Here is a 20,977-nt window from a genome sequence, read left to right on the forward strand (position 1 = left end):
GTTAAAAAATGACAATCAAGAAAATTCATTACCTATCAGGACTAACGATTACGGTTTTTATCGGATTACATTTATTCAATCACTTTTGTAGCATTTGGGGTGCGGAAAAACATATTGAAGTAATGAACACTTTGCGATTATTCTATCGTAATATTTTTATTGAAACAATTTTATTAATTGCGGTACTTCTACAAATTGTATCGGGGTTGAAACTTTTCAAAACGAACAGAAAAATAGCCACAAATCTATTTGATAAACTTCACATTTGGACGGGATTATACTTGGCTATATTTTTCATGATTCATTTAAGTGCAGTTTTAGGTGGGCGACTTTTTTTAAACCTTGATACAAATTTTTATTTTGGTGTAGCAGGACTGAATTCGTTTCCTTTTAATTTGTTTTTTGTTCCATATTACGGATTTGCCGTACTTTCATTTTTTGGACACATGGCTGCTATTCACTATAAAAAAATGCAACAATCTGTATTTGGTTTGACACCCAAAAGACAATCATTTGCCATTTTGATTTTAGGATTGGTTATGACAATTATAATCTTGTATGGTTTAACAAATCATTTTATCGGGGTAACAGTACCGAAAGAATACAATGTACTAATTGGGAAATAAAAAACAGACAACGATTCAATACTATTAGGCAAACAAAATATAAAACATACAATGTATATCGTTACTTTAACATACAAGAAAGACATCAGCGAAGTAGAAAAATTTATTGAACCGCACGTGCAATTTTTAAATAAACATTATTCACAAAAAAAGATTATTTTTTCTGCCCGAAAAAATCCAAGAACAGGAGGTGTCATTTTATTTCGCAATGTAGAAAAAGAAGAATTGATTAATATACTCAGCCAAGACCCCTTTTATGAAAATGAAATTGCTGATTATGACATAACAGAAGTAATTCCAACTAAATATGACGAAGACTTTGCTTGTTTTATTGAATAACCGAAAAAACTACAAAAGGAAAAGATAACATCTTCCAGATAAAGCAAGTAACGACACCACATCAAATTGGATATCCACAAAGATTGGAAACATGATAGGACTGTCATTTTGGAGTATTGAAAATGACTTACTCAAAAGCATTGCGATATAAAATTCAGCATTTATACGTAAATTAAAAACGAACTTCAAGAACATAAAGTCCTGACTACTTGATTCAAGTGGTCAGGACTTTAAACTTAAATATCTCTGCATTAATTCAAAAGTTGTATTGCTTCAAATACATGGCTGACATGAACTTTATTGGTAACATGACAAGAAAAACAATTTGATGCCGATTGTTGATATGTTTCCATCGTTGTTACGGCGTATGTCTCCAACAATCAATTTATTTCTAATATTGTTATTCATCGAAATGACTTGAATGTTTGACATACGCAATACTCTTTCATATTCCTTATTCGGTTGATTCTTGGGATTCTGATTCTTGATTCTTGGGATTCTGACTCAGATTCTTGATTCATAGGATTCTGATTCTTGATTCTTGGGATTCTGATTCTTGATTCTTGGGATTCTGGTTCTGATTCTTGATTCCGATTCTTGATTCTTGGGATTCTGATTCTTGATTCTTGGGATTCTGACTCAGATTCTTGGTTTCTGACTCAGATTCTTGGTTTCTGGGATTCTGATTCTTGGTTCTTGGGATTCTGAATCGGATTCTTGGTTCTTAGATTCTAAATTTTGCAATCACGCTCAGGTTCTGTCAATTCTAATATTATATTTACCATCAAGCAGATTCCAAAATCCCCAACTTATTAATTCAAGCGTTCTCTAAAATGAATTGGTTAACGTATGCACATTAAGGTTCATTCACTTTTGAGAGATTTTATGTTTGACCGTTTGATAAATCAGAAGATAATTTACCCTATGAGAGGACTCAACAAAGTAACACTGATTGGCAATTTGGGCAACAACCCCATCATCCAAAATCTCGAAGGCAATGTAAAAGTTGCCAAATTTTCCTTAGCTACTTCTGAACATTACAAAGACGCTAACGGGCAAAATCAAACTATTACCGACTGGCACAATATTGTCTTATGGCGAGCTTTGGCAGACCTTGCCGAAAAGTACCTACACAAAGGCAGTTTAATTTATCTGGAAGGGAAACTCAAAACCAGAACTTACGACGACAAAGACGGACAAAAAAAGTATGTTTCAGAAATCGTAGCTGAAAACATTTTGCTACTTGATAAAAAGGCAACAGATGGCAATTGAGATAAAATACGAACTCGCAAATCACAAGGGTAAAGACGTTATTTATATCCATTTTGAAAGAGATTTGGAAATGAATCAGCGTGTCCGAAAATTAGTTGGTGTAAAGTGGAGTAATTCTAAAAAGGCTTGGTACGTGCTGGATTCGGCATTTTATCGTGAAAAATTCAAGTTGTCTCCTAAAAGTCCCATTGGAAAAGAAGTTCTTTCTAATATAGATGATGTCAATCAACCTGCTTTACAAAAGTTCGTTGAAACACTCCAATTGAAGGCATACAGCCCGAGTACCATCACAACATATAAGAATGAGTTTGCACAGTTATTGTACATACTGAAAAATATTCCTGTGGACAGCTTAGATGCTACTCGGCTGAGGAGTTATTTCTTATATTGTATAAACACCTTAAAACTTTCTGAAAATACCTTGCATAGTCGTATCAATGCTGTTAAATTCTATTTTGAGACAGTTTTGAGAAGGGAAAAGTTTTTCTTTGAAATTCAAAGACCTAAAAAACCGTCATTATTACCAAAAGTTATTAGTATAAAAGACATCAAGAAACTTTTTGAAGTAACTACCAATCTTAAACATAACACCATGCTTAAACTTTGCTACGGCATGGGCTTGCGAGTGAGTGAAATTGTGGCAATAAAGATAGAAGATATTGACAGTGAACGGATGCAGGTTTTTATAGAAAGAGCAAAAGGTAAAAAAGACCGTTATGTAAATCTCCCAGAAAGTATTTTATGGCAAATGAGAGAATATTTTAAAGAATTTAGACCCAAAGTTTATCTATTTGAAGGGCAATTTGGCGGACAATACAGTGTAAGAAGTGCCCAACAAGTTTTTTCTGATGCCCTCCAAAAAGCGAAAATCAATAAAACAGTAGGAATTCATGGTTTAAGACACAGCTATGCAACACATTTGATGGAAAGTGGAACAGATGTAATGTTTATCCAAAAATTATTAGGCCATAGCGATATTAAGACCACTTTACGTTATGTACACGTTAGTAAAAAGGAAGTAAAAAACATTAAAAGTCCATTAGACACCATGTGTATATTCTTGCGAATGAGGTTCTTCGTCAATTTTGGTGAAAACTACCATTTTAAATAAGTTTTGGATAATGGAACAATCTCTATTTCTCCCCATTGCACTGGATTTAACCCTTTCCAATTTTCAGTATACCGACACTACCATAAATTTGAATGTTGTCAGCAGTCGAGTATCAAGTCAATGTCCTATTTGTCAGGAGAGCAGTTCTAAAATTCACAGTAGGTATTTAAGAATTATTGGTGATTTACCTATTTCTGGAAAAATTACCACAGTACATTTACAAGTTCGCAAGTTCTTTTGTGAAAATACATATTGTGTTCGTAAGATTTTTAGTGAGCGATTCCAACAACATCTTCAGAGTTATTCAAGAAGATTTGACCGCTTCAATGAATTATTATCATCTATGGGGCTTGAATTAGGGGGTAATCTCACACGTCGTATCGGAATTTTATCTTTTGTAAAAGTAAGTGCTTCGACGATTTTAAGGCTCATCATTAAGTGTCCATTTCAGCCAATAATTCTGCCCAAAATCATAGGAGTGAATGATTGGGCTTTTAAGAAACTTTTTGACTATGGGACAATCATTGTTGATTTAGAGAAGAATAAAGTAATTGATTTGCTACCTGATAGGGAAGCTAAAACGCTAACAAAGTGGCTTTTAGAGCATCCCTCAGTAGAAATCGTAAGTCGAGACCGCTCATTAACTTACATCAGTGCTATTACTGAGACCAGCAAAAATATTGCACAAATAGCTGACCGCTGGCATATTCTTAATAATCTGATGGAAAGTTTTGAGTGTTTTTTGAATACCCAACGACAAAGTATTAAGCAGATTGCAGTTGAGTTAAAATCTGAGGAAAAAATTGGCTCATCAGATAATTTATCATCGCCAATTCTTGAAATTGAGCAAAATATAAAGCCTTTCCCAAAGCAAAATCACAGTAAATACCTTGATAATTTTGTTAAGGCGAAGCAGCTACAAAGCGAAGGACATAGCAAACGAAAAATTGCTAAATTACTTGGGATGTCAAGAAATACCTTGAATAGATATTGGGAAAGAACAACATTCCTTCCCAAAGTAAACCATAAGAAAAGTAATATTCTTGATTACGAAGAATACCTCATAAAACGCTGGAATGAAGGAGAACAGTCAGCCAAAATCTGTATAAAGAAATTCAAGAAAAAGGCTTTAAATATAAAATTAGGGTTGTTTATGAGCTGATGAAAGGCTACCCTAAAACTATGGTTGAAACTATGCCTGAAATAGTAAAAGTGAAATATTATCCCTCAAAACAATTAAGTATTTGGTTAGGGTCTGTTCGTAAGGATTGGACGGATGAAGTACCCAAAGCATATTTAACTCGGTTAATTGACGCTAATCCTGTCATCAGAAAAGTAAGGAATGCCGTTTTGAATTTCAGAAGATTTATGAAGGATAAAACAGGTGAAAAGCTAATGCCTTGGTGCAGAAATATCATCAATGATGAAGAAGAGCATATAAAAGGTTTTGCCAAAGGAATTCTCAGTGATTATAAGGCTGTTTTTGAAGGTTTTGAATCTAAATGGAGCAACGGTCCCGTAGAGGGTCAGGTCAATAGGCTCAAAACTATCAAACGGCAAATGTACGGTCGGGCGAGTTTTCAGCTACTTAGAAAAAGAGTAGTGATAACCAGCAAATGGTAGTTTTCACCAAAATTGACGAAGAACCAATTTAATCCGCATTTCTCATATAGTATGTTTTATCAGTCTATTTGTCAGTTTTGTAGTAGTAAATCAAGTTAATTTTACGCTGTACTTATGAATACAGTTAGACTGATTTGTGTACCCTCTTATTCTCCTGTGATTCTATGTACATAAAATAATCAGTTTCAATAAATTATGATAAGTCATGGAATTAACAAACAAACACAAAGACTCCCATTCTCCAGAAAAGAAAAATACATCTGTTGTAGATAAGACAGACAAATCAAATCATTTGAATAATAATCCAGTTATTGTTGATGATGTGGAGTTAAATGAGGATCAATTAGATACAATTTCTGGAGGGGGGGATTTGCCTCCTACTTTTGTTAGATAATATCTATTGAAAACAAGCATTATTACAAAGTATTGAAGCGTGTATATTCTTTAAATGAATACACACGCTTTAATGTTTTTTCAAACAAACCTTTTAGAATACGTGAAAAGTGGTAAAATGTACATATTATTTTTTCTTTTTCTAATTGCTGGAACGAAACCGAAAGTATTTGGTCAAAATAATAATACTAATGGAGAAAATTCTCAAGATAAGAAAATCGCAGACAGCCTTGTTAAATGTGCTACAAAGTATCAGGATACCGGTAATCTGAAACAAGCTTTAGCTCTATTTGAGAACAGTTTAACTATTTATAAGAGCATTGGGGAAAATCAAAAGATTGGAGAATGTCTTAATAATATTGGAATATTACATTATTACCAAGGAAATGTATTAAATGCACTGCGTTTTTTTAGAATAAGTTTGAATGCTTATAAGAAAGCAGGATATAAAAAAGGTATATCGGCACAATTGAATAATATGGGAGGTGTTTACTATTATCTTGGAAATTATCCCAAGGCTTTGGAGTATTACAAGCAAGCGGTTATAGTGCAAGAAGAATTGGGAGACAAAAAAATTACAGCAGCTCTCACAAAAAATATTGGTGGCATATATTCCAAAGTTGAAGATTACATAAATGCTATGAAGTATTTTAACAGTGCCTTTTTAATTTATAAAAGTTTAAACGACGAGAAAGCAATTGCTCAATGCTTGAATTCTATGGGCTTTGTTTATAGCAGACAATCCAATTACAAAAAAGCCTTCGAGAATCTCAGTCAAGCATTAACAATAGCGGATAAGGAAAAAGATAAACAAATAAAAGTTGAAGTACTTTCTAACTTAGGAGAATTATTTTACAAACAATCAGATTTCAAGAAAGCATTGTCCTATTATAATATTTGCCTAAAAGATTCCAAGGAAATAAACAGTTTACAGTACAAAAGCGATTCTCATATCGCCATTGGTAATATCTACCACCAAATAGGGAAAAACAAAGAATCTGTTGATAAATGTAAAGTGGGATTATCAATAGCAGAAAAATTAGGTGCGGTTTCAGTAGAAAAAGATGCCTGCGAATGTCTGTACAAATCTTATAAATCTTTAGGAAAAAATCAATTAGCACTTACCTATTATGAAAAAGTGAATATTTTTGAAGATAGTTTGCATTCCGAAGAAACTTCCAGTAGAATGATGAACATGGAGTTTCAAAAGCAGCAATTAGTAGATAGCATTGCGTATGTAAAGAAACAAAATCTTATTGACCTTAAACATAAAGAAGAAGTACAAAAAAAGGAAAAGCAAAGAAATATCATTATTGTTTCTTTGCTTTTTATGCTTGTGGTAGCGGGTGGCTTATGGAGTAGTTTAAATTTTGTCCGAAAATCAAGGGAAGCATTGAGAATAGAAAAAGACCGTTCAGAAGAATTGTTGTTGAATATTCTTCCAGCAGAGATAGCGGATGAACTGAAAGAAAAAGGAAGTGTAAATGCCCAAGAGTTTAATTTGGTCTCAATTCTGTTTACAGATTTCAAATCATTTACACAAACTGCCGAAAAAATGACTCCACAAAGTCTGGTAGAAGAAATAAATGTATGCTTTAAGGCGTTTGATTTGATTGTCGAAAAATACAAAGTTGAGAAAATCAAAACCATCGGTGATGCTTATATGGCAGCAGGCGGTATTCCGCACCCCGACGAAAACTCAACTAAAAACATTGTATTGGCAGGTTTAGAAATGCAAGAATTTGTTACAAAAAGAGTAATTGAGAATGAGCAAAAGCAAATTCCTTTCTTTGAAATGCGGCTTGGTATTCATGCAGGACCCATTGTTGCAGGTATTGTGGGCGTTAAAAAATTCCAATATGATGTTTGGGGTGATGCTGTAAACACTGCCAGTAGAATAGAAAGCAACGGAATGGTGGGAAAAGTTAATATTAGTGAGACACTTTATGATTTAATAAAAGATGATGAGTGTTTCACATTTGAATATCGAGGAAATATTCACGCAAAGGGCAAAGGAGAAATTAAAATGTATTTTGTAGAGAAAAAAAAGCCCATGAATGCAAGGGAACAGCTACAAGCAGATGAATTAGTATTTAATTGAAATATCAAAATCCATAAAATCCTGTGCAAGCCGCATGGGATTTTATGTTTACCGCCAATCTATATTTTATCTATTTGGCAATTTCACCAACTCATAACTTTACTACATAAAATCGGAGAGCCATCTAAAAATAGAACTTGATTTTAAGAAAGAATAAAATCAGATTGGCGATTTTGACAGTTTTTTAGGCAATTCTCTCAACATTCAATCTCTTAACTTTAATAAATATAAATCAAAGGATTGCGTAAAACGTAAAATTTGATTTTAAGAAAGAATAAAATCAGATTGGCGATTTTGACAGTTTTTTAGGCAATTCTCTCAACATTCAATCTCTTAACTTTAATAAATATAAATCAAAGGATTGCGTAAAACGTAAAATTTGATTTTAAGAAAGAATAAAATCAGATTGGCGATTTTGACAGTTTTTTAGGCAATTCTCTCAACAATTAACCTTTTAATTTTAGAACATAAAAGAACGTCTATAGATAGACGTTGATTTTATGAAAAAAACAAAAGATTTAAGTTGGCAATTTTGACGGTTATTTTGGCAAATTCATAAGAAAATACCTCTCTAAATTTACATCATATTAACAGAGACATGGAACAGAGAAAACAAAAAATCATACAGACGGTCATTTCCAAGGCTTGGGAAGATTCTAATTTTAGGAAGGAACTAATAGCTGATCCTGTAACTGTAATAGAGAAGTTGAGCGGTGTGAAAATAGTGTTACCAGAAGGAAAGACTTTAGTAATTGCAGACCAGACCGACAAGTCAAAAGTATATCTGACTATTCCTGCAGAACCTGAAATGGAAAATATGGAATTGACAGAAGAGCAACTTGAGTCAATTGCTGGTGGTGGTAAACCGATTTGGAATGATTTAGTGAAGAATTTATTCCCTGCATTACAAGATTATATAAAAATTTAATGCGTAAACAAATTTAATTAATATAACTTTTAACAAAATGGACTTTAAAGAAGCACAATCAAACTCAGAGAAAAATTTACAAACAATCATCAACAAATGTTGGGAAGATGATTCATTCAAGCACGAATTAGTGGCAAATCCAGTTCAAGCAATTGAGAAATTATCTGGAAAGACTTTGGATTTGAAAGGTAAAAAATTAGTAGTAATGGATCAAACAGATCCTTCAACTGTATATATCAACGTTCCGGTGAATCCAGAGAATATGGAATTAACGGATGCGGAATTAGAAGCCGTTGCTGGAGGAGCTTTCAAATTAGAGCTTACGTGGACTGGAATTTGTGTAGAATGGAGTTAATCATTCAAAATATATAACCTAAAATAATTAATATAACATTTAAACCTTTAACAAAATGGACTTTAAAGAAGCACAATCAAACTCAGAGAAAAATTTACAAACAATCATCAACAAATGTTGGGAAGATGATTCATTCAAGCACGAATTAGTGGCAAATCCAGTTCAAGCAATTGAGAAATTATCTGGAAAGACTTTGGATTTGAAAGGTAAAAAATTAGTAGTAATGGATCAAACAGATCCTTCAACTGTATATATCAACGTTCCAGTGAATCCAGAAAATATGGAATTAACGGATGCGGAATTAGAAGCTGTTGCTGGAGGAGCTTTCAAATTAGAGCTTACGTGGACTGGAATTTGTGTAGAATGGAGTTAATCATTCAAAACGTATCCTAAAAATCAAAAAACAACACGTAAACCTTTAACAAAATGGACTTTAAAGAAGCACAATCAAACTCAGAGAAAAATTTACAAACAATCATCAACAAATGTTGGGAAGATGATTCATTCAAGCACGAATTAGTGGCAAATCCAGTTCAAGCAATTGAGAAATTATCTGGAAAGCCCTTGGATTTGAAAGGTAAAAAATTAGTAGTAATGGATCAAACAGATCCTTCAACTGTATATATCAACGTTCCGGTGAATCCAGAGAATATGGAATTAACTGAGGCAGAATTAGAAGCCGTTGCTGGAGGAAAATTCAGTTTAGAACTTACATGGACAGGGATTTGTATCGGATGGGGTTGATACTTTAAAAGTAAAATCATGTGGAATTACAGTACGTAACTCCACATAATTTTGCTTTTACTTAAAATAGATTGGAGTTAAAATTGTCTAAACCTAAAAGAAATTTACGCATTTATTTAAAAGTATTTGAGGTGTTGTTAATTCAAAGTTGACAACACCTTTTCTGATGATTTTATTGAAATTATATCAAAATAATATGGAACATTCATCATTTCTTAAAAGATTATATTTTAAATCGTTAACCCCTTTTGAAATCTTAGACTGTAGCAAAAAGGTTGAATGTTCTTATGAAAAGAATGAAAATTTTGACTATTTAGATTATTGGAAAAAAAGTATTTCCAAAGATGGCTCTAATAATACTTTTGAAAAATATTGTCTTATCAATAATCTAAATCCCGATGATTTACCTACAATGATTTCTGAAGTTGTTTGTCTGGAAAATTTTATTGATTTTCCTATTTGGATAAATGTACTGGACAATATTATGAGCCATATAACCGAGGAAAATATAGTATCTACCATAAATGATAACTTTCAAAAACCATTTTATCATTTGTTTCTGCCTTATGTAAATTATTTTTCTAAAAAGTTAAATGAATCAACATTAGGCATCAACAAAAAAGTTGTAAATCAACTAAATATTCTACTCTATGAAGATTTATATAATTTAGCATATTCAGTATTATTTAAAGAGTTTAAAACTGGAGTTTTAGCTGAGGGAATGCCCGAGGATTTCTATTATAAAAAATTTGTTTTGAGTATCTTAGATGATAAGTATCAGCACCTTTTTCTTAAGTATCCAATGCTTGCAAGAAAGCTTTCAGAAAAAACACATAGCTATTGTAGTTTTGTTATCAATATTTATACAAGGTTTTATTGCGATAAAAAGGAGTTAGAATCTCTTTTTAATCGAAAGCTTGGAGAAATAAGCAAACTTCATTTGAATTCAGGCGATTTACATAATGGAGAAACCACAGTAATTATTGAATTTGATGATTGCTTTAAAATAGTTTATAAACCTACGAATGTAAGTATCACTAAAGCCTATAATTCATTTATTACTTGGGTTAACGATAAAATTGAAGAAAAACTATTAACATTCGAAATATTAGACAAACAGACTTATGGTTGGATGGAATTTGTGGAGAATTCTCAATGTAATAGTATTTCCGATGTTAAACTTTATTATGAAAGAGCAGGTATCATATTGGGGATAGCATATTTACTGAATTCAAAAGATTATCATTATGAAAATATAATTGCTTCAGGTAATAGTCCCGTATTAATCGACCATGAAACGATTCTTAGTCCAGCATTGAATAGTGTAAAACAAGAAACTGAAAATAATATCTCCGGAACAGTTTTAGAAACATCACTTATACCCACTAAAAAATTAGATTTGCCTTTTTTTATGTACGGATTTGGCTCTTCTTCACTGTTAGAGTCTACCGTTGAGACTTTAACAGTAAAGAATCCTAATCAAGACAAAATGTCAATAGAGTCTGATTTTAACATAAAAAAACTTTATAAATCAAATAAGCCTATTTACAATGATAATGTAGAAAATCTTATAAATTATCAAGCAGAGTTCAAGCAAGGGTTCCAAAAGTTTTACGAATTGATTGTTCGTAATAAAGTATATTTATTATCTCCACAATCACCAATAAATAGTTTTTGGAATAGTAATATTCGCTTCATAAATCGTCAAACAAAAGTTTATCATAAAATTTTAAAATACCTCAATAAGCCAGAGTATTTATCAGATTCTCTTAAATATGGTATCAAACTTGAAATTTTGGCACGAGCATATACAGTTTTTGATAAAGGGGCAGCCCTACTTACCTATGAAAGAAAACAGATGCTACACGGAGATATTCCCGTCTTTCATATAAAGTCGTTAGACAAAGACATAAATCTACCCGACAAGAAAAAAACTAACTTAATAAAATTTAATGCAATTGAAAATATATTCAAGAAAATTGAAAGCTTCACCTCGGAGGACTTCGATTACCAAATGTCATTAATCTCAGAATCTTTAACACTTTAATATACTTGTTCATCAAACCTGGGTCTATCAACAAAATATATTTCCTTGCATAAGGAACTCAAACACAAAACTTATCTTCAAAATTGGATATTCAGAATAAAAACAAATTGATAAAATTTCACTATTATCTTCATACATTTTGCCGTTACTTTTTAGCGACAATGATTCTTTCCTATGCTTTTGCGAAAATATTAGGAACACAATTTACTACTCAGCCGAGTACTTACGATAAGCCTGTTGGTCTTTTAAGTGGTTTTGAGCTAACATGGTATTACTTTGGATACTCACGGTGGTATGGCATATTAATAGCAAGCTTACAAATCATAAGCTCCTTATTACTATTTTTCAGAAAGACGACTAGAATAGGCGTAATTTTATTTTTATCCTTCATGGTAAATATCTTGTTAACAGATTTTGCCTACAATATTGAAGGGGCAAAAGGTATGGCAAGTGTATTAACCATGATGGCTCTATTTATATTCTTTTCGGAATATCCACTTCTTTATAAGTATTTAATTGAAGAACCACCCTTATTTGCTACTATGGAAAATCCAAAATGGATTGGCAAATTCAGAAAAATAAAATGGATTTATATTCCTTTAGTATTTATTGGTTTCTTCTTATTGATTAGCACCCTAAAAAATAAATACATGGAGACAAATAAGTTTTATGGCACATGGCAAAATGTTGATAATGCAAATCAATTTAATAGAGTACATTTTGAGATTGCCAACACTTTTAAAGTCAACGGATTATGCAACAACCCTGAAATGATAAAAGGTACATACACTTTTACTAACGATTCAATAGTATTAAAATCATTTGACAAGAAATATCAAGTAATATTAGATAGTAACAAAGCAAATGATTTTTTGAAACGTGATACCACAAAAATGGCAACTTTGTTAAAAGGGAAATATCAAATTAATAAGAGCTTCTTAATTATTCAAATAAATGAAAGTACCAATATGAGGTTTAAAAGAATTAGATAAGAAAGATAAACTATAGGAAGGGGAAATACTATTTCATATCAATTGCATTTAAAACAATTTTAATAAAAATACACATGGGAAATAAACGTAATACTCAGATAATAAATGGAAATTACTGTTCTAAATGTGAAGAGTCATTGGAGCTACCACGAATTGATGGACATTATATGTTGCATGAGATTCAGCATATAATTCATTTTGAAAAAGGTATTTTTTATACGATAAAAGAATTGTTACTAAGACCAGGACAAAATGTAAAAATGTTTATCACCAAAAATAGAAGCAGACTTATAAAGCCTGTTGTATTTATTATCATAACCTCTTTGATATATACAATAATCAATAATATTTTTCACATTGAATCAGGTTATATTAATTTTGAAGATACTAATAACGTAAATAACAGTTCTCAAAGCTCAATTGGTGGTATTTTTAATTGGATACAGGATCATTATGGATATGCAAATATTGTTGTGGGAATGTTTATTGCATTTTGGTTGAGATTATTTTTTAAAAAATATGACTATAATTTTTTTGAAATATTAATACTTTTATGCTTTGTAATGGGTATTGATATGTTATTATTTGCGATTTTTGCAATTCTTGAAGGGTTGACACATTTCCATTTAATGCAAATTTCGGGTTTTATAGGGATCGCTTATAGTACATGGGCAATAGGACAATTTTTTGATGAGTATAATTTAGTGAGTTACATAAAATCATTTTTTGCCTATTCGATTGGAATGCTTACTTTCTCTTTTTCTGCCCTACTACTTGGGGGTGTGATAGATTTCTTACAAAAAATAAAAATTCCATAAAATATTAACTTAGAATAATATTGCTGAATAGATGCCTCTGGACGAGAAAATAGTATTATCTGCTTTTTTTCTTATTCATAAACCCTCCAAAAAACTCATTAACTTTCTGTCGATAAGATTCTCCAACTAATACTGCCTTGTTATTTTCAAGAACAAGCTCATTGCCTTCCAGTCCAGTTATCTTTGCAATAGCAACAACATAAGATTTTTGTACCCTCATGAATTTTTCTGAGGGTACTAATTCTTCAAAATCTCTTAGGGTTAAATAGGTAGTAATTTTTTCAGTGATCGTGTGAATAGTAATATAATTCCCGGCCCCTTCTATATATACGATATGGTCATACAAAATTTTTTTTAACCGATTCTTGGTTTCAAGTTTTACAAAAATAAAATCTTCTTTTGTGTTTGTAGTTTCTTTGGTTGTAGTATTAAAAACTTTTTGAACAACTTTCAAAAACCGTTCAAAACGGATTGGTTTCAAAAGAAAATCAAAGACTTCATTTTCATAACCATCAGCAGCATAATTACGATTAGCACTCGTAATAACGACTTTACTTTTTTGGGTAATGCCAGCAAGTAACTCCAAACCTGTAATTTTGGGCATCTCAACGTCCAAGAAAATTATATCATAGTTTCCTTCATTTATAAGTTTCAGCCCGATGATGGGGTCATTGGTAGTGTTTTCTAACTTAAGAAAACTAACATTTTGAATGTAATCAGTAAGAAGCTCAATTGCATGATTTTCATCATCAATGATTAAACATTTCAACATTTTAATTACTATTTGTAGGTTTAATTTCTAACATTAGATGAATATCTGTGGGTCAAGAATGATTATGTTTACTGTTTTTTATTTAGTAGTCATGTATCGATAAAGAATCTTCATTGCAAATATAATTGCTTTAAGCTGAAAACTATTACTATTTAAGAAAATGAACCTTAATACATGAACCTTTATTTGTGGCTCTTAAATATTATATTGGTTTTTTATCAATATTCAAAGGTAGCAATCACGCAAAAAGGATCGTATCTCTCTTTAAATGGATTACCATTTTTTCATCTAAAATCAAGATAAAAATTAACAATATATTCATCTCTTTCAGCTCTGTTAGATAATGTATATCTTCCTGAATATTTTAGTTCCAATCTTTTTTGAGTGTTGGCAATTCCAATTTTATTTGATTTTTTGGCAGTGGATAATTGTTGAATCACGTTTGAGCAGTAAAAAGTTAATCTATCCTCATCAATATTGATTTTGATAGTTATGGGTCTGTCTGGGTTATTTCTATCTCCGTATTTGAAAGCATTTTCTATGAATGTTAATAATACAAGTGGAAGAATTTGGTCTTCTTTGTCAGGGCTACCATTTACATGAAAATCTATATCAAGATCACTTCCATATCTATATTTTTCTAATTCAATGAATCTTTCAATATTTCTAATTTCTTCTTCAAGTGGTACTTCATCATCTGATTTAGTAGCACTTGTTGAGTATGACATTATTTCTGATAAGAGTAAAATAATCTCTCCAGTATCAGGCATTTTTTTGTACACCTTAAAATAAACTGAACTAAGAATATTATAGACAAAGTGAGGGCTAATTTGCTGTCTTAAAAAATCTAATTCGAGTTTATTAAGTTGCAGTTTATACTCTAAAACTTTAACCGCCAAACTCTTATTTTCTCTTTCTTTTTCTATACCTTGAAGAGCATACCAATAACCAAAACTTAAGAGAAAGTATTGTGTTGCAAACCATCCAGAATCAGCAAAAAATTGATTTGATAATGTTTTATATGTAATATATTCTTCTCCTAACAGAGGGAATAGGTAAAAGTTAGAGAGGTAGCGGAAAAATATATAGATGGTTAGTAGTAAAAGCATCCCAAGTAATTGCCCCAAATATTTTTTTTTTGCCAAAAAATTAGGGATAACTATGTAAATATTTGCATAAAAAAGTATAATAGCCACCAGCAACATCCCAATAAAAATACTCAAGACACTTGTATTACCACCAGTACTTAAGTAAAAATTGAAATTGGTAAGAGTAAAATAAATTCCCCATACTAATAAATGATAAAGGTATTCATTTTTGATGAAAGTGTTTTTTAGTTTTTTTTTGACAAAATTTATCAGTTTAAGCATTTCACATAATATTTAATAGTGTTTAAATAATGTTTTTTTTATGGGGTATTCTATGTAATACTTTTGAATCAAGAAACCAATTAAAACAAATTTACTATGAAAAATTCAGCAAATCTTATTTTGAAAAAGAGTACTATTGTCCGTTTCAACATAGAACATTCTTTGAGCAATGTACAGCAAAAATCATTTGATATTCTCAATACTTATAAGACCAGTAAAATTTAGTATCTACTTATTGATAAAGATACAAAATATAGAAAATCTATTCAAAAAGAGGGTTTGACATAACATTTTTGGATTTTTACATAATAAGTTTTCTAAAATTTATCACATCCTATACCTTTAGATTCAGTTTTATCAAACAAATTTACTGAAAAAGCCATTTTGCACGCACGTCATTACAACACATAAATCAAAGTAAGTATCAATTCCCTACAAACCTCGATATGAATAATAGGTTACTCCATATTGAAAACGAATATTTGAATTACTGCAATCGTATATTAGATAAACTCTCAGAAGGAGAACACTTGCATATTTCTTTGAACATGACGGGGTTTAATCTTGATTTATATCATCTTGTTCAGTCTTATTATTCGAGTGATTATTCTCAGCAGAAAGAAATCAAAAGTGTACTTAGAAAGAGTATTGATATTATCTGGCATTATCTAATTCCTTTAGATTTATCTGACGAAGATAATTCTATTCTTCCTGTAGAGTTTGAAGGTGATATACTGGTGACAAACAATGTTATTTCTTTTCATGAAGGAGAATTGCAAACAGCTTTATTGTTTGTAAAAATTGCACTCATTTTGGAAGATAAAAAATTATTTAAATCAGCAAATTTGATTGCTTCTTTCTCGAAAATTAAAGAAGAAAGAGTTAAAGAAGAAACCTTAAATTTTGATTTTAAAAATGGAACAATCGGGGTGGCTCTACTTTATCAAACAATTTATTTTTTGACACACGAGCCTGAATATTTAGAAAGAGCTAATCACTGGTATGAAAAATCTGAGCGTTTGAAGTTATTTTCCTTACAAAAAAAGGCTACTTCAAATTATCAGATTGACCAAGAAACGATTGCCGCATTTGAAGCTTTTAAAAATCCTAAAGATACTATTTGGAGAAAAAATAATTTTCTAGAATTTGAAATATTCATGCGAAAAAAGAATGAAAGTGCGAATACGTATATATATTAGGGTTATACAAATAAGTACACATTATTAGACATATTTGAATTCTAAGTATTTCTTAAATCTATTTTCAAACTATAAATGTTTTTGATAATGAACCCAACTAAAAACTTATCTATCGATTGGTATTCCCCTGATGTACTGGAACAGATTGTTCAGAATATCAAAAATCCATTAGAGAACATAATTGCTGCCAATCAAAATAATACCCTTGAGAATAAAGAGAGATTAGAAGAAATAATATTTTCAAACACGAAAGAAATTAGTGATATAGTAGAAGAAATAATGTTGAAGGCAAGGTCAAAATCTTTGAATTTAACTTTTCAAGGTCGTCCTGATATTTTTGAGATTTATGAAGATAATGAATGTGTAAGAGAAATGTGTGCAGACGAAATAAAACCGCAGAAAATAACGAAACAAGACCAAGAATGGTTAATGAATCTTGAAAAAGAGATTTACGGTTCTATTACGAAAGATTTCTTGAATTTAAACGAGTTATCTTACAAAATGGCAGTAAGTGAAAGGCAATTACACAGGAAAATTGCGAACTTGGTTTATCTAACCCCCAATAAGTATATAAGAATACTTCGTCTGCATAAGGCTAAGCAAATGATTGATAGTTATATTCATCGTTCTATTTCACAGATTGCCTACGCCGTTGGATACAATGACGTACATTATTTTTCAACATTATTTTCAGGACAATACAAAATTACCCCCAAAGATTTATTGAATTCTCTACGTTAGAATTGTATAAATTCTACCACTTCTGCTCTTTACTAATTCCTACAAAACGTCAGTAATCACGGTGTTTTTGTCTTAATTATCAGTGTGAAATAAAATAAATTTGTTCAAACATTTTAAACAACATTCTTATGAAGCGTGTACTTTTTTTCTTAGGTCAATTAAACGATAGAGATGTGGAATGGATGCTAAATAATGGCACCAAGTTGGATTTAGAAACAGGAGATAGATTAATCACTAAGGGTGAACCTATCGACAATTTATACATTGTGTTATCTGGGCAATTAGCTGTCTGTTCAAGTAGTAATCCTCATGAAAGTATTGCGAAATTGGAAGCAGGTGAAATTGTTGGAGAAATGTCATTTTTAGAGTCAAGACCACCTTCTGTCTCGGTTATTGTTGCTAAGCCATCAGTTGTTTATCGAATGTCAAAAGAAGCGATTAATTCCAGGCTTAAAACAAATATGGAATTCAAATCGAATTTCTACTATGCATTAGCATTATTTCTTTCTAATAGATTAAGAAAAACTACCGACCAATTAGGCTATGGAAATCCAGAAGAAGAGGATATAATAGATTCTAATGTGCTTGATGGAGTGGCTCAGGCGGGGTCACGCTTCGGGCAAATCCTCAACAAATTCGCTGAAGTATAAACTAAGCATTATTAAAATGGAAATCAATATGAATTCTTGGAAAATCATATTCACATTGTTATTTGGGATATATTATACTCAATTGCATGGCCAGTCAAAGATCAAATGTGATTTACTCGAAATCACATCGAAGGCATTTGTACATAACCCCACCTTGAAAAGGAGTGCTTATGCTATACAGGATGCTGAGGCTAATTTGAAAGTACGAAGGAGCGTATTTGACTTTAATTCTTACTCAAACCTTGGTGTTAGACACAGTAACTATTCTCTTTTTGAAGCCGACCCAAGAAATCAGTTCATCGATAAAGTGTTGAAATCAAATACGACCGACTTTTCGGCGGGTTTTCGGAAATTACTTCGTACTGGCCAAACTACAGATATTAGTTTAAACTATAGTTTTAATAACAGTAACCTACCTTTCAATGGTTTTAATGAGAACGTTGCAGCGTACTTGGGGAATCATTTAAGTACGGTAAACTTCTCATTAACCCAACCCTTGAAGCGAGGGAAAGGGCGTGATATAGCAACAACAGGAGAAAGAACGTCTTTTTTGTACATAGAAAATTCGAAGAAGAATAACGAGTTTGTCAATTCCTCTGAGATTTTACAAATTGGGTTCGCTTATTGGAATTACTATACAGTTTTTAAAAATTTAGAAATTTACAAACAGAACGAAAGCCGAGTAAGAAATGTATTAGGTATTACAAATGAATTGGTGAAAGCAGATAAGAAACCAGCGGGAGACATTGTACAGATAAATGCAGATTTATTAAATCAAGAAAAATTGACAATCTTAGCTGAGCAAAATCTGTATGAAGCAAGGCTCAACTTAGGAAGAGTAATCGGGTTAAGTAATGAAGAAAGTTTACTGTTGGATGTTCCTTTAAATGAATTTCCAACCATTGCTACATCTGAATATCGAAACAATTTTGATAAATATGATTTTATCAGAATTGCCAAAGAAAAAAGGGCTGACTTAAAAGCGGTAAGAAAAATATCAGAAGCTTTGGAGTTGCAAAATAAATTGGCAGAAAATAATACAAAACCGCAATTAGATTTAACTGGATTTGCGTTTCATAGCAGTGCCAGTACAGGCAATGGAATAGGTGAAACGTTTTCTTCATTTATGAACAATCAGGGGAGAAATATGGGAGTTGGTGCTAAATTGACCTTCACTTTTCCAGTCAATAATAATTTAGCAAAAGGTAATCTTGCCAAAAGTAACATAGCTGTAAACGACCAAAAAATAGCTAACGATAATCTTCAAAGAAACATTGAAATAGACATAACCAACGCTTTGTACAACCTCAATAATAGTGTTCTTGTTTTAGAAAAGGCCAAAAAAGCCTTAGATAATTACAAAGAAGCATTCAACAATGAGCAAGTAAAATTTCAAACCGGGTTAACTACCATTTTAAGTTTGATATTATTTCAAGAACGTCTCACTACTGCTGAATTGCAGTATTTGCAAGCCTATCAACAATTTGCTAATGCAATTGTGAATCTTAGACACCAAACTGGGACATTAATTTCGCAAGACAACAATGGTTTCACTGTGGATTCAAAAGCATTTTATCTAATACCCAATACTGATAATTAAAAACTAAAAACTATGGCAGCAGGATTCTTTAGAAAGTCAGCTTTAGAAAAACTTTCGACTCCAGAGAAATTAGACCAATTAATAAAAGTTACCGGTCCAAAAGCATGGATTGCACTCTTAACCGTTTCATTAGCCCTTAGTACAGGACTTGCTTGGGCTGTTTTTGGTAAAGTAAAAACAAAGCTTAATGCCATTGGTGTTGTGTTGGGCGGACAAGTACATGAGGTTGTTTCTACATCAAATGGACAACTGATAAAGTTAAAAGTGGGTATTGGTGATAAAGTTAAAGAGGGCGACATTATTGCTGCCATACAGCAACCAGAGCTTTCTCAGCAAATAGAAGGTGCAAAAGCTGTATTGACTGACAGAAAGCTGGAAATGGGTAAATTGATGTCTTACGGTAGCCAAGGGTCACAGTTGGAAGGTGAATTAATTAGCCAAAATAGGGTTAGTATTCAAGGGGAAATTGAAGCAGAAAAAAAGAAGTTATCATTTCTTAACAATCAATTAGAATCAGAAAATAATCTACTTACTAAAGGATTAATCATAAAATCGCAAGTTGCCAATACAAAGCAACAAATAGATGCTTCACTGAATACCATTGAAAGACTGAAAGGTCAATTGGTTGAAATATCAAACCGTAAACTAAATATTGGGTTTGATTTACAACAAAAGATTACCTTACAAAACCAACGAATTGCCGAAGCAGAGAGAAATCTTCAGTTTTTGACAGAGAGATATGACAAGCAGTCGAATATCCGTAGCTCTTACAGCGGTGAAGTTGTAGAGGTTTTGACAGATGTAGGTGTTGTGGTCGGTGCTGGAACTCCGTTGTTTAAATTAAAGAATCAGGATGAGGCAAAACTGTCTAATAAATTGAAAGGTGTTCTTTATATTCCATCGCAAGATGGGAAAAAGATTAAGAAAGGTATGGAAGCATTTGTGGTTCCTTCGACTGTACAGCCTCAAGAATACGGTTTTATCAAAGGAAAAGTTACTTATATTTCAGATTTTCCAATTACTCAACAAGGTATGATGACATCAGTCAAAAATGATCAATTAGCTAAAGGTTTATTATCATCAGGTCCTCTCTTTGAAGTACACGTCGAATTTGATAAAGATTCTAATTCATATAGCGGATTCAAATGGACATCAGCCAAAGGCCCCGATATTGCTATAAAGGAAGGAACTTCATGCACAGGTAAAATCACAATAAAACAAGAAAACCCTGCTTCAATTGTGGTACCTGCCTTTAAAAAATTCTTTGACTTGTACTAATAAATAGCCTTTCAAAAA

At 31.7% G+C, this 20,977-nt stretch carries 22 protein-coding genes; 20 read left to right on the forward strand and 2 right to left on the reverse strand.

The features are described 5' to 3' along the window. Window positions 1–8: 8 nt before the first annotated feature. The 15 genes from VB796_RS18750 to VB796_RS18820 all read left to right on the forward strand — a co-directional run bounded on the left by VB796_RS18750 (window position 9) and on the right by VB796_RS18820 (window position 13,349). Entirely contained in the window at window positions 9–626 is a 618-nt protein-coding gene (locus tag VB796_RS18750; protein ID WP_323348118.1) for a hypothetical protein, read from the forward strand. A gap of 51 nt (window positions 627–677) precedes the next feature. Continuing rightward, window positions 678–965 carry a YciI family protein gene (locus tag VB796_RS18755; protein ID WP_323348119.1) on the forward strand — a complete coding sequence of 96 codons (288 nt, stop codon included), beginning with the start codon at window positions 678–680 and terminating at the stop codon, window positions 963–965. Window positions 966–1,814: 849 nt separating this feature from the next. Next, on the forward strand, window positions 1,815–2,237 hold the full coding sequence (locus VB796_RS18760) for a single-stranded DNA-binding protein (protein WP_323348120.1): 423 nt from the start codon (window positions 1,815–1,817) through the stop codon (window positions 2,235–2,237). Beyond that, window positions 2,227–3,348: a tyrosine-type recombinase/integrase gene (locus VB796_RS18765; RefSeq protein WP_323348121.1), complete on the forward strand. Its 1,122-nt coding sequence runs from the start codon at window positions 2,227–2,229 to the stop codon at window positions 3,346–3,348. Before VB796_RS18760 ends, VB796_RS18765 begins: the two co-directional genes overlap by 11 nt. A gap of 10 nt (window positions 3,349–3,358) precedes the next feature. Continuing rightward, window positions 3,359–4,510: an ISL3 family transposase gene (locus VB796_RS18770; RefSeq protein ID WP_323348122.1), complete on the forward strand. Its 1,152-nt coding sequence runs from the start codon at window positions 3,359–3,361 to the stop codon at window positions 4,508–4,510. Between the two features lie 32 nt (window positions 4,511–4,542). Beyond that, window positions 4,543–4,971 carry a transposase gene (locus VB796_RS18775; RefSeq protein ID WP_323348123.1) on the forward strand — a complete coding sequence of 143 codons (429 nt, stop codon included), beginning with the start codon at window positions 4,543–4,545 and terminating at the stop codon, window positions 4,969–4,971. 205 nt (window positions 4,972–5,176) lie between these two features. Continuing rightward, window positions 5,177–5,365: a hypothetical protein gene (locus tag VB796_RS18780; protein ID WP_323348124.1), complete on the forward strand. Its 189-nt coding sequence runs from the start codon at window positions 5,177–5,179 to the stop codon at window positions 5,363–5,365. Between the two features lie 102 nt (window positions 5,366–5,467). After that, entirely contained in the window at window positions 5,468–7,465 is a 1,998-nt protein-coding gene (locus tag VB796_RS18785; protein WP_323348125.1) for an adenylate/guanylate cyclase domain-containing protein, read from the forward strand. Between the two features lie 598 nt (window positions 7,466–8,063). Further along, entirely contained in the window at window positions 8,064–8,393 is a 330-nt protein-coding gene (locus VB796_RS18790) for an NHLP leader peptide family RiPP precursor (protein WP_323348126.1), read from the forward strand. 37 nt (window positions 8,394–8,430) lie between these two features. Further along, window positions 8,431–8,748, forward strand: a complete 318-nt coding sequence (locus VB796_RS18795; RefSeq protein ID WP_323348127.1) for an NHLP leader peptide family RiPP precursor — start codon at window positions 8,431–8,433, stop codon at window positions 8,746–8,748. A 55-nt stretch (window positions 8,749–8,803) separates the two neighbouring features. Next, window positions 8,804–9,121 carry an NHLP leader peptide family RiPP precursor gene (locus VB796_RS18800; RefSeq protein WP_323348127.1) on the forward strand — a complete coding sequence of 106 codons (318 nt, stop codon included), beginning with the start codon at window positions 8,804–8,806 and terminating at the stop codon, window positions 9,119–9,121. Between the two features lie 53 nt (window positions 9,122–9,174). Continuing rightward, complete coding sequence (locus VB796_RS18805) at window positions 9,175–9,492, forward strand: NHLP leader peptide family RiPP precursor (RefSeq protein WP_323348128.1); 318 nt, start codon at window positions 9,175–9,177, stop codon at window positions 9,490–9,492. A gap of 196 nt (window positions 9,493–9,688) precedes the next feature. After that, the gene (gene lanM, locus VB796_RS18810; RefSeq protein WP_323348129.1) at window positions 9,689–11,539 is read left to right on the forward strand and encodes a type 2 lanthipeptide synthetase LanM; all 1,851 of its coding nucleotides are present in this window, start codon (window positions 9,689–9,691) and stop codon (window positions 11,537–11,539) included. Between the two features lie 161 nt (window positions 11,540–11,700). Continuing rightward, on the forward strand, window positions 11,701–12,531 hold the full coding sequence (locus tag VB796_RS18815; RefSeq protein WP_323348130.1) for a hypothetical protein: 831 nt from the start codon (window positions 11,701–11,703) through the stop codon (window positions 12,529–12,531). Between the two features lie 74 nt (window positions 12,532–12,605). After that, the gene (locus tag VB796_RS18820) at window positions 12,606–13,349 is read left to right on the forward strand and encodes a DUF3667 domain-containing protein (RefSeq protein ID WP_323348131.1); all 744 of its coding nucleotides are present in this window, start codon (window positions 12,606–12,608) and stop codon (window positions 13,347–13,349) included. Between the two features lie 55 nt (window positions 13,350–13,404). Here the strand turns inward: VB796_RS18820 and VB796_RS18825 are convergent, their stop codons facing one another. Next, a complete protein-coding gene (locus VB796_RS18825) occupies window positions 13,405–14,121 on the reverse strand; it encodes a LytTR family DNA-binding domain-containing protein (protein WP_323348132.1) in 717 nt (238 codons plus the stop codon). 284 nt (window positions 14,122–14,405) lie between these two features. Then, a complete protein-coding gene (locus VB796_RS18830) occupies window positions 14,406–15,491 on the reverse strand; it encodes a histidine kinase (protein WP_323348133.1) in 1,086 nt (361 codons plus the stop codon). Between the two features lie 446 nt (window positions 15,492–15,937). On the opposite strand from VB796_RS18830, the gene VB796_RS18835 reads away from it, so the two are divergent. The 5 genes from VB796_RS18835 to VB796_RS18855 all read left to right on the forward strand — a co-directional run bounded on the left by VB796_RS18835 (window position 15,938) and on the right by VB796_RS18855 (window position 20,959). Beyond that, window positions 15,938–16,690: a hypothetical protein gene (locus VB796_RS18835; protein WP_323348134.1), complete on the forward strand. Its 753-nt coding sequence runs from the start codon at window positions 15,938–15,940 to the stop codon at window positions 16,688–16,690. A gap of 87 nt (window positions 16,691–16,777) precedes the next feature. Next, a complete protein-coding gene (locus tag VB796_RS18840) occupies window positions 16,778–17,431 on the forward strand; it encodes a helix-turn-helix transcriptional regulator (RefSeq protein WP_323348135.1) in 654 nt (217 codons plus the stop codon). Window positions 17,432–17,559: 128 nt separating this feature from the next. After that, window positions 17,560–18,081 carry a cyclic nucleotide-binding domain-containing protein gene (locus VB796_RS18845; protein WP_323348136.1) on the forward strand — a complete coding sequence of 174 codons (522 nt, stop codon included), beginning with the start codon at window positions 17,560–17,562 and terminating at the stop codon, window positions 18,079–18,081. Between the two features lie 28 nt (window positions 18,082–18,109). After that, the gene (locus tag VB796_RS18850) at window positions 18,110–19,681 is read left to right on the forward strand and encodes a TolC family protein (protein ID WP_323348137.1); all 1,572 of its coding nucleotides are present in this window, start codon (window positions 18,110–18,112) and stop codon (window positions 19,679–19,681) included. Between the two features lie 12 nt (window positions 19,682–19,693). Then, window positions 19,694–20,959, forward strand: coding sequence for an NHLP bacteriocin system secretion protein (locus VB796_RS18855; protein ID WP_323348138.1), 1,266 nt, complete (start codon window positions 19,694–19,696; stop codon window positions 20,957–20,959). Window positions 20,960–20,977: the final 18 nt, after the last annotated feature.

The sequence above is a fragment of the Arcicella sp. LKC2W genome (genome assembly GCF_034931005.1).
In the GTDB taxonomy this organism is placed as follows: domain Bacteria; phylum Bacteroidota; class Bacteroidia; order Cytophagales; family Spirosomataceae; genus Arcicella.

Bases quoted from the DNA above. Each gene is read 5' to 3' on its own strand.
- VB796_RS18750 (WP_323348118.1), top strand. From the start codon at position 9: ATGACAATCAAGAAAATTCATTACCTATCAGGACTAACGATTACGGTT.
- VB796_RS18755 (WP_323348119.1), top strand. From the start codon at position 678: ATGTATATCGTTACTTTAACATACAAGAAAGACATCAGCGAAGTAGAA.
- VB796_RS18760 (WP_323348120.1), top strand. From the start codon at position 1,815: ATGCACATTAAGGTTCATTCACTTTTGAGAGATTTTATGTTTGACCGT.
- VB796_RS18765 (WP_323348121.1), top strand. From the start codon at position 2,227: ATGGCAATTGAGATAAAATACGAACTCGCAAATCACAAGGGTAAAGAC.
- VB796_RS18770 (WP_323348122.1), top strand. From the start codon at position 3,359: ATGGAACAATCTCTATTTCTCCCCATTGCACTGGATTTAACCCTTTCC.
- VB796_RS18775 (WP_323348123.1), top strand. From the start codon at position 4,543: ATGCCTGAAATAGTAAAAGTGAAATATTATCCCTCAAAACAATTAAGT.
- VB796_RS18780 (WP_323348124.1), top strand. From the start codon at position 5,177: ATGGAATTAACAAACAAACACAAAGACTCCCATTCTCCAGAAAAGAAA.
- VB796_RS18790 (WP_323348126.1), top strand. From the start codon at position 8,064: ATGGAACAGAGAAAACAAAAAATCATACAGACGGTCATTTCCAAGGCT.
- VB796_RS18795 (WP_323348127.1), top strand. From the start codon at position 8,431: ATGGACTTTAAAGAAGCACAATCAAACTCAGAGAAAAATTTACAAACA.
- VB796_RS18800 (WP_323348127.1), top strand. From the start codon at position 8,804: ATGGACTTTAAAGAAGCACAATCAAACTCAGAGAAAAATTTACAAACA.
- VB796_RS18805 (WP_323348128.1), top strand. From the start codon at position 9,175: ATGGACTTTAAAGAAGCACAATCAAACTCAGAGAAAAATTTACAAACA.
- lanM (WP_323348129.1), top strand. From the start codon at position 9,689: ATGGAACATTCATCATTTCTTAAAAGATTATATTTTAAATCGTTAACC.
- VB796_RS18815 (WP_323348130.1), top strand. From the start codon at position 11,701: ATGATTCTTTCCTATGCTTTTGCGAAAATATTAGGAACACAATTTACT.
- VB796_RS18820 (WP_323348131.1), top strand. From the start codon at position 12,606: ATGGGAAATAAACGTAATACTCAGATAATAAATGGAAATTACTGTTCT.
- VB796_RS18825 (WP_323348132.1), bottom strand. From the start codon at position 14,121: ATGTTGAAATGTTTAATCATTGATGATGAAAATCATGCAATTGAGCTT.
- VB796_RS18830 (WP_323348133.1), bottom strand. From the start codon at position 15,491: ATGCTTAAACTGATAAATTTTGTCAAAAAAAAACTAAAAAACACTTTC.
- VB796_RS18835 (WP_323348134.1), top strand. From the start codon at position 15,938: ATGAATAATAGGTTACTCCATATTGAAAACGAATATTTGAATTACTGC.
- VB796_RS18840 (WP_323348135.1), top strand. From the start codon at position 16,778: ATGAACCCAACTAAAAACTTATCTATCGATTGGTATTCCCCTGATGTA.
- VB796_RS18845 (WP_323348136.1), top strand. From the start codon at position 17,560: ATGAAGCGTGTACTTTTTTTCTTAGGTCAATTAAACGATAGAGATGTG.
- VB796_RS18850 (WP_323348137.1), top strand. From the start codon at position 18,110: ATGAATTCTTGGAAAATCATATTCACATTGTTATTTGGGATATATTAT.
- VB796_RS18855 (WP_323348138.1), top strand. From the start codon at position 19,694: ATGGCAGCAGGATTCTTTAGAAAGTCAGCTTTAGAAAAACTTTCGACT.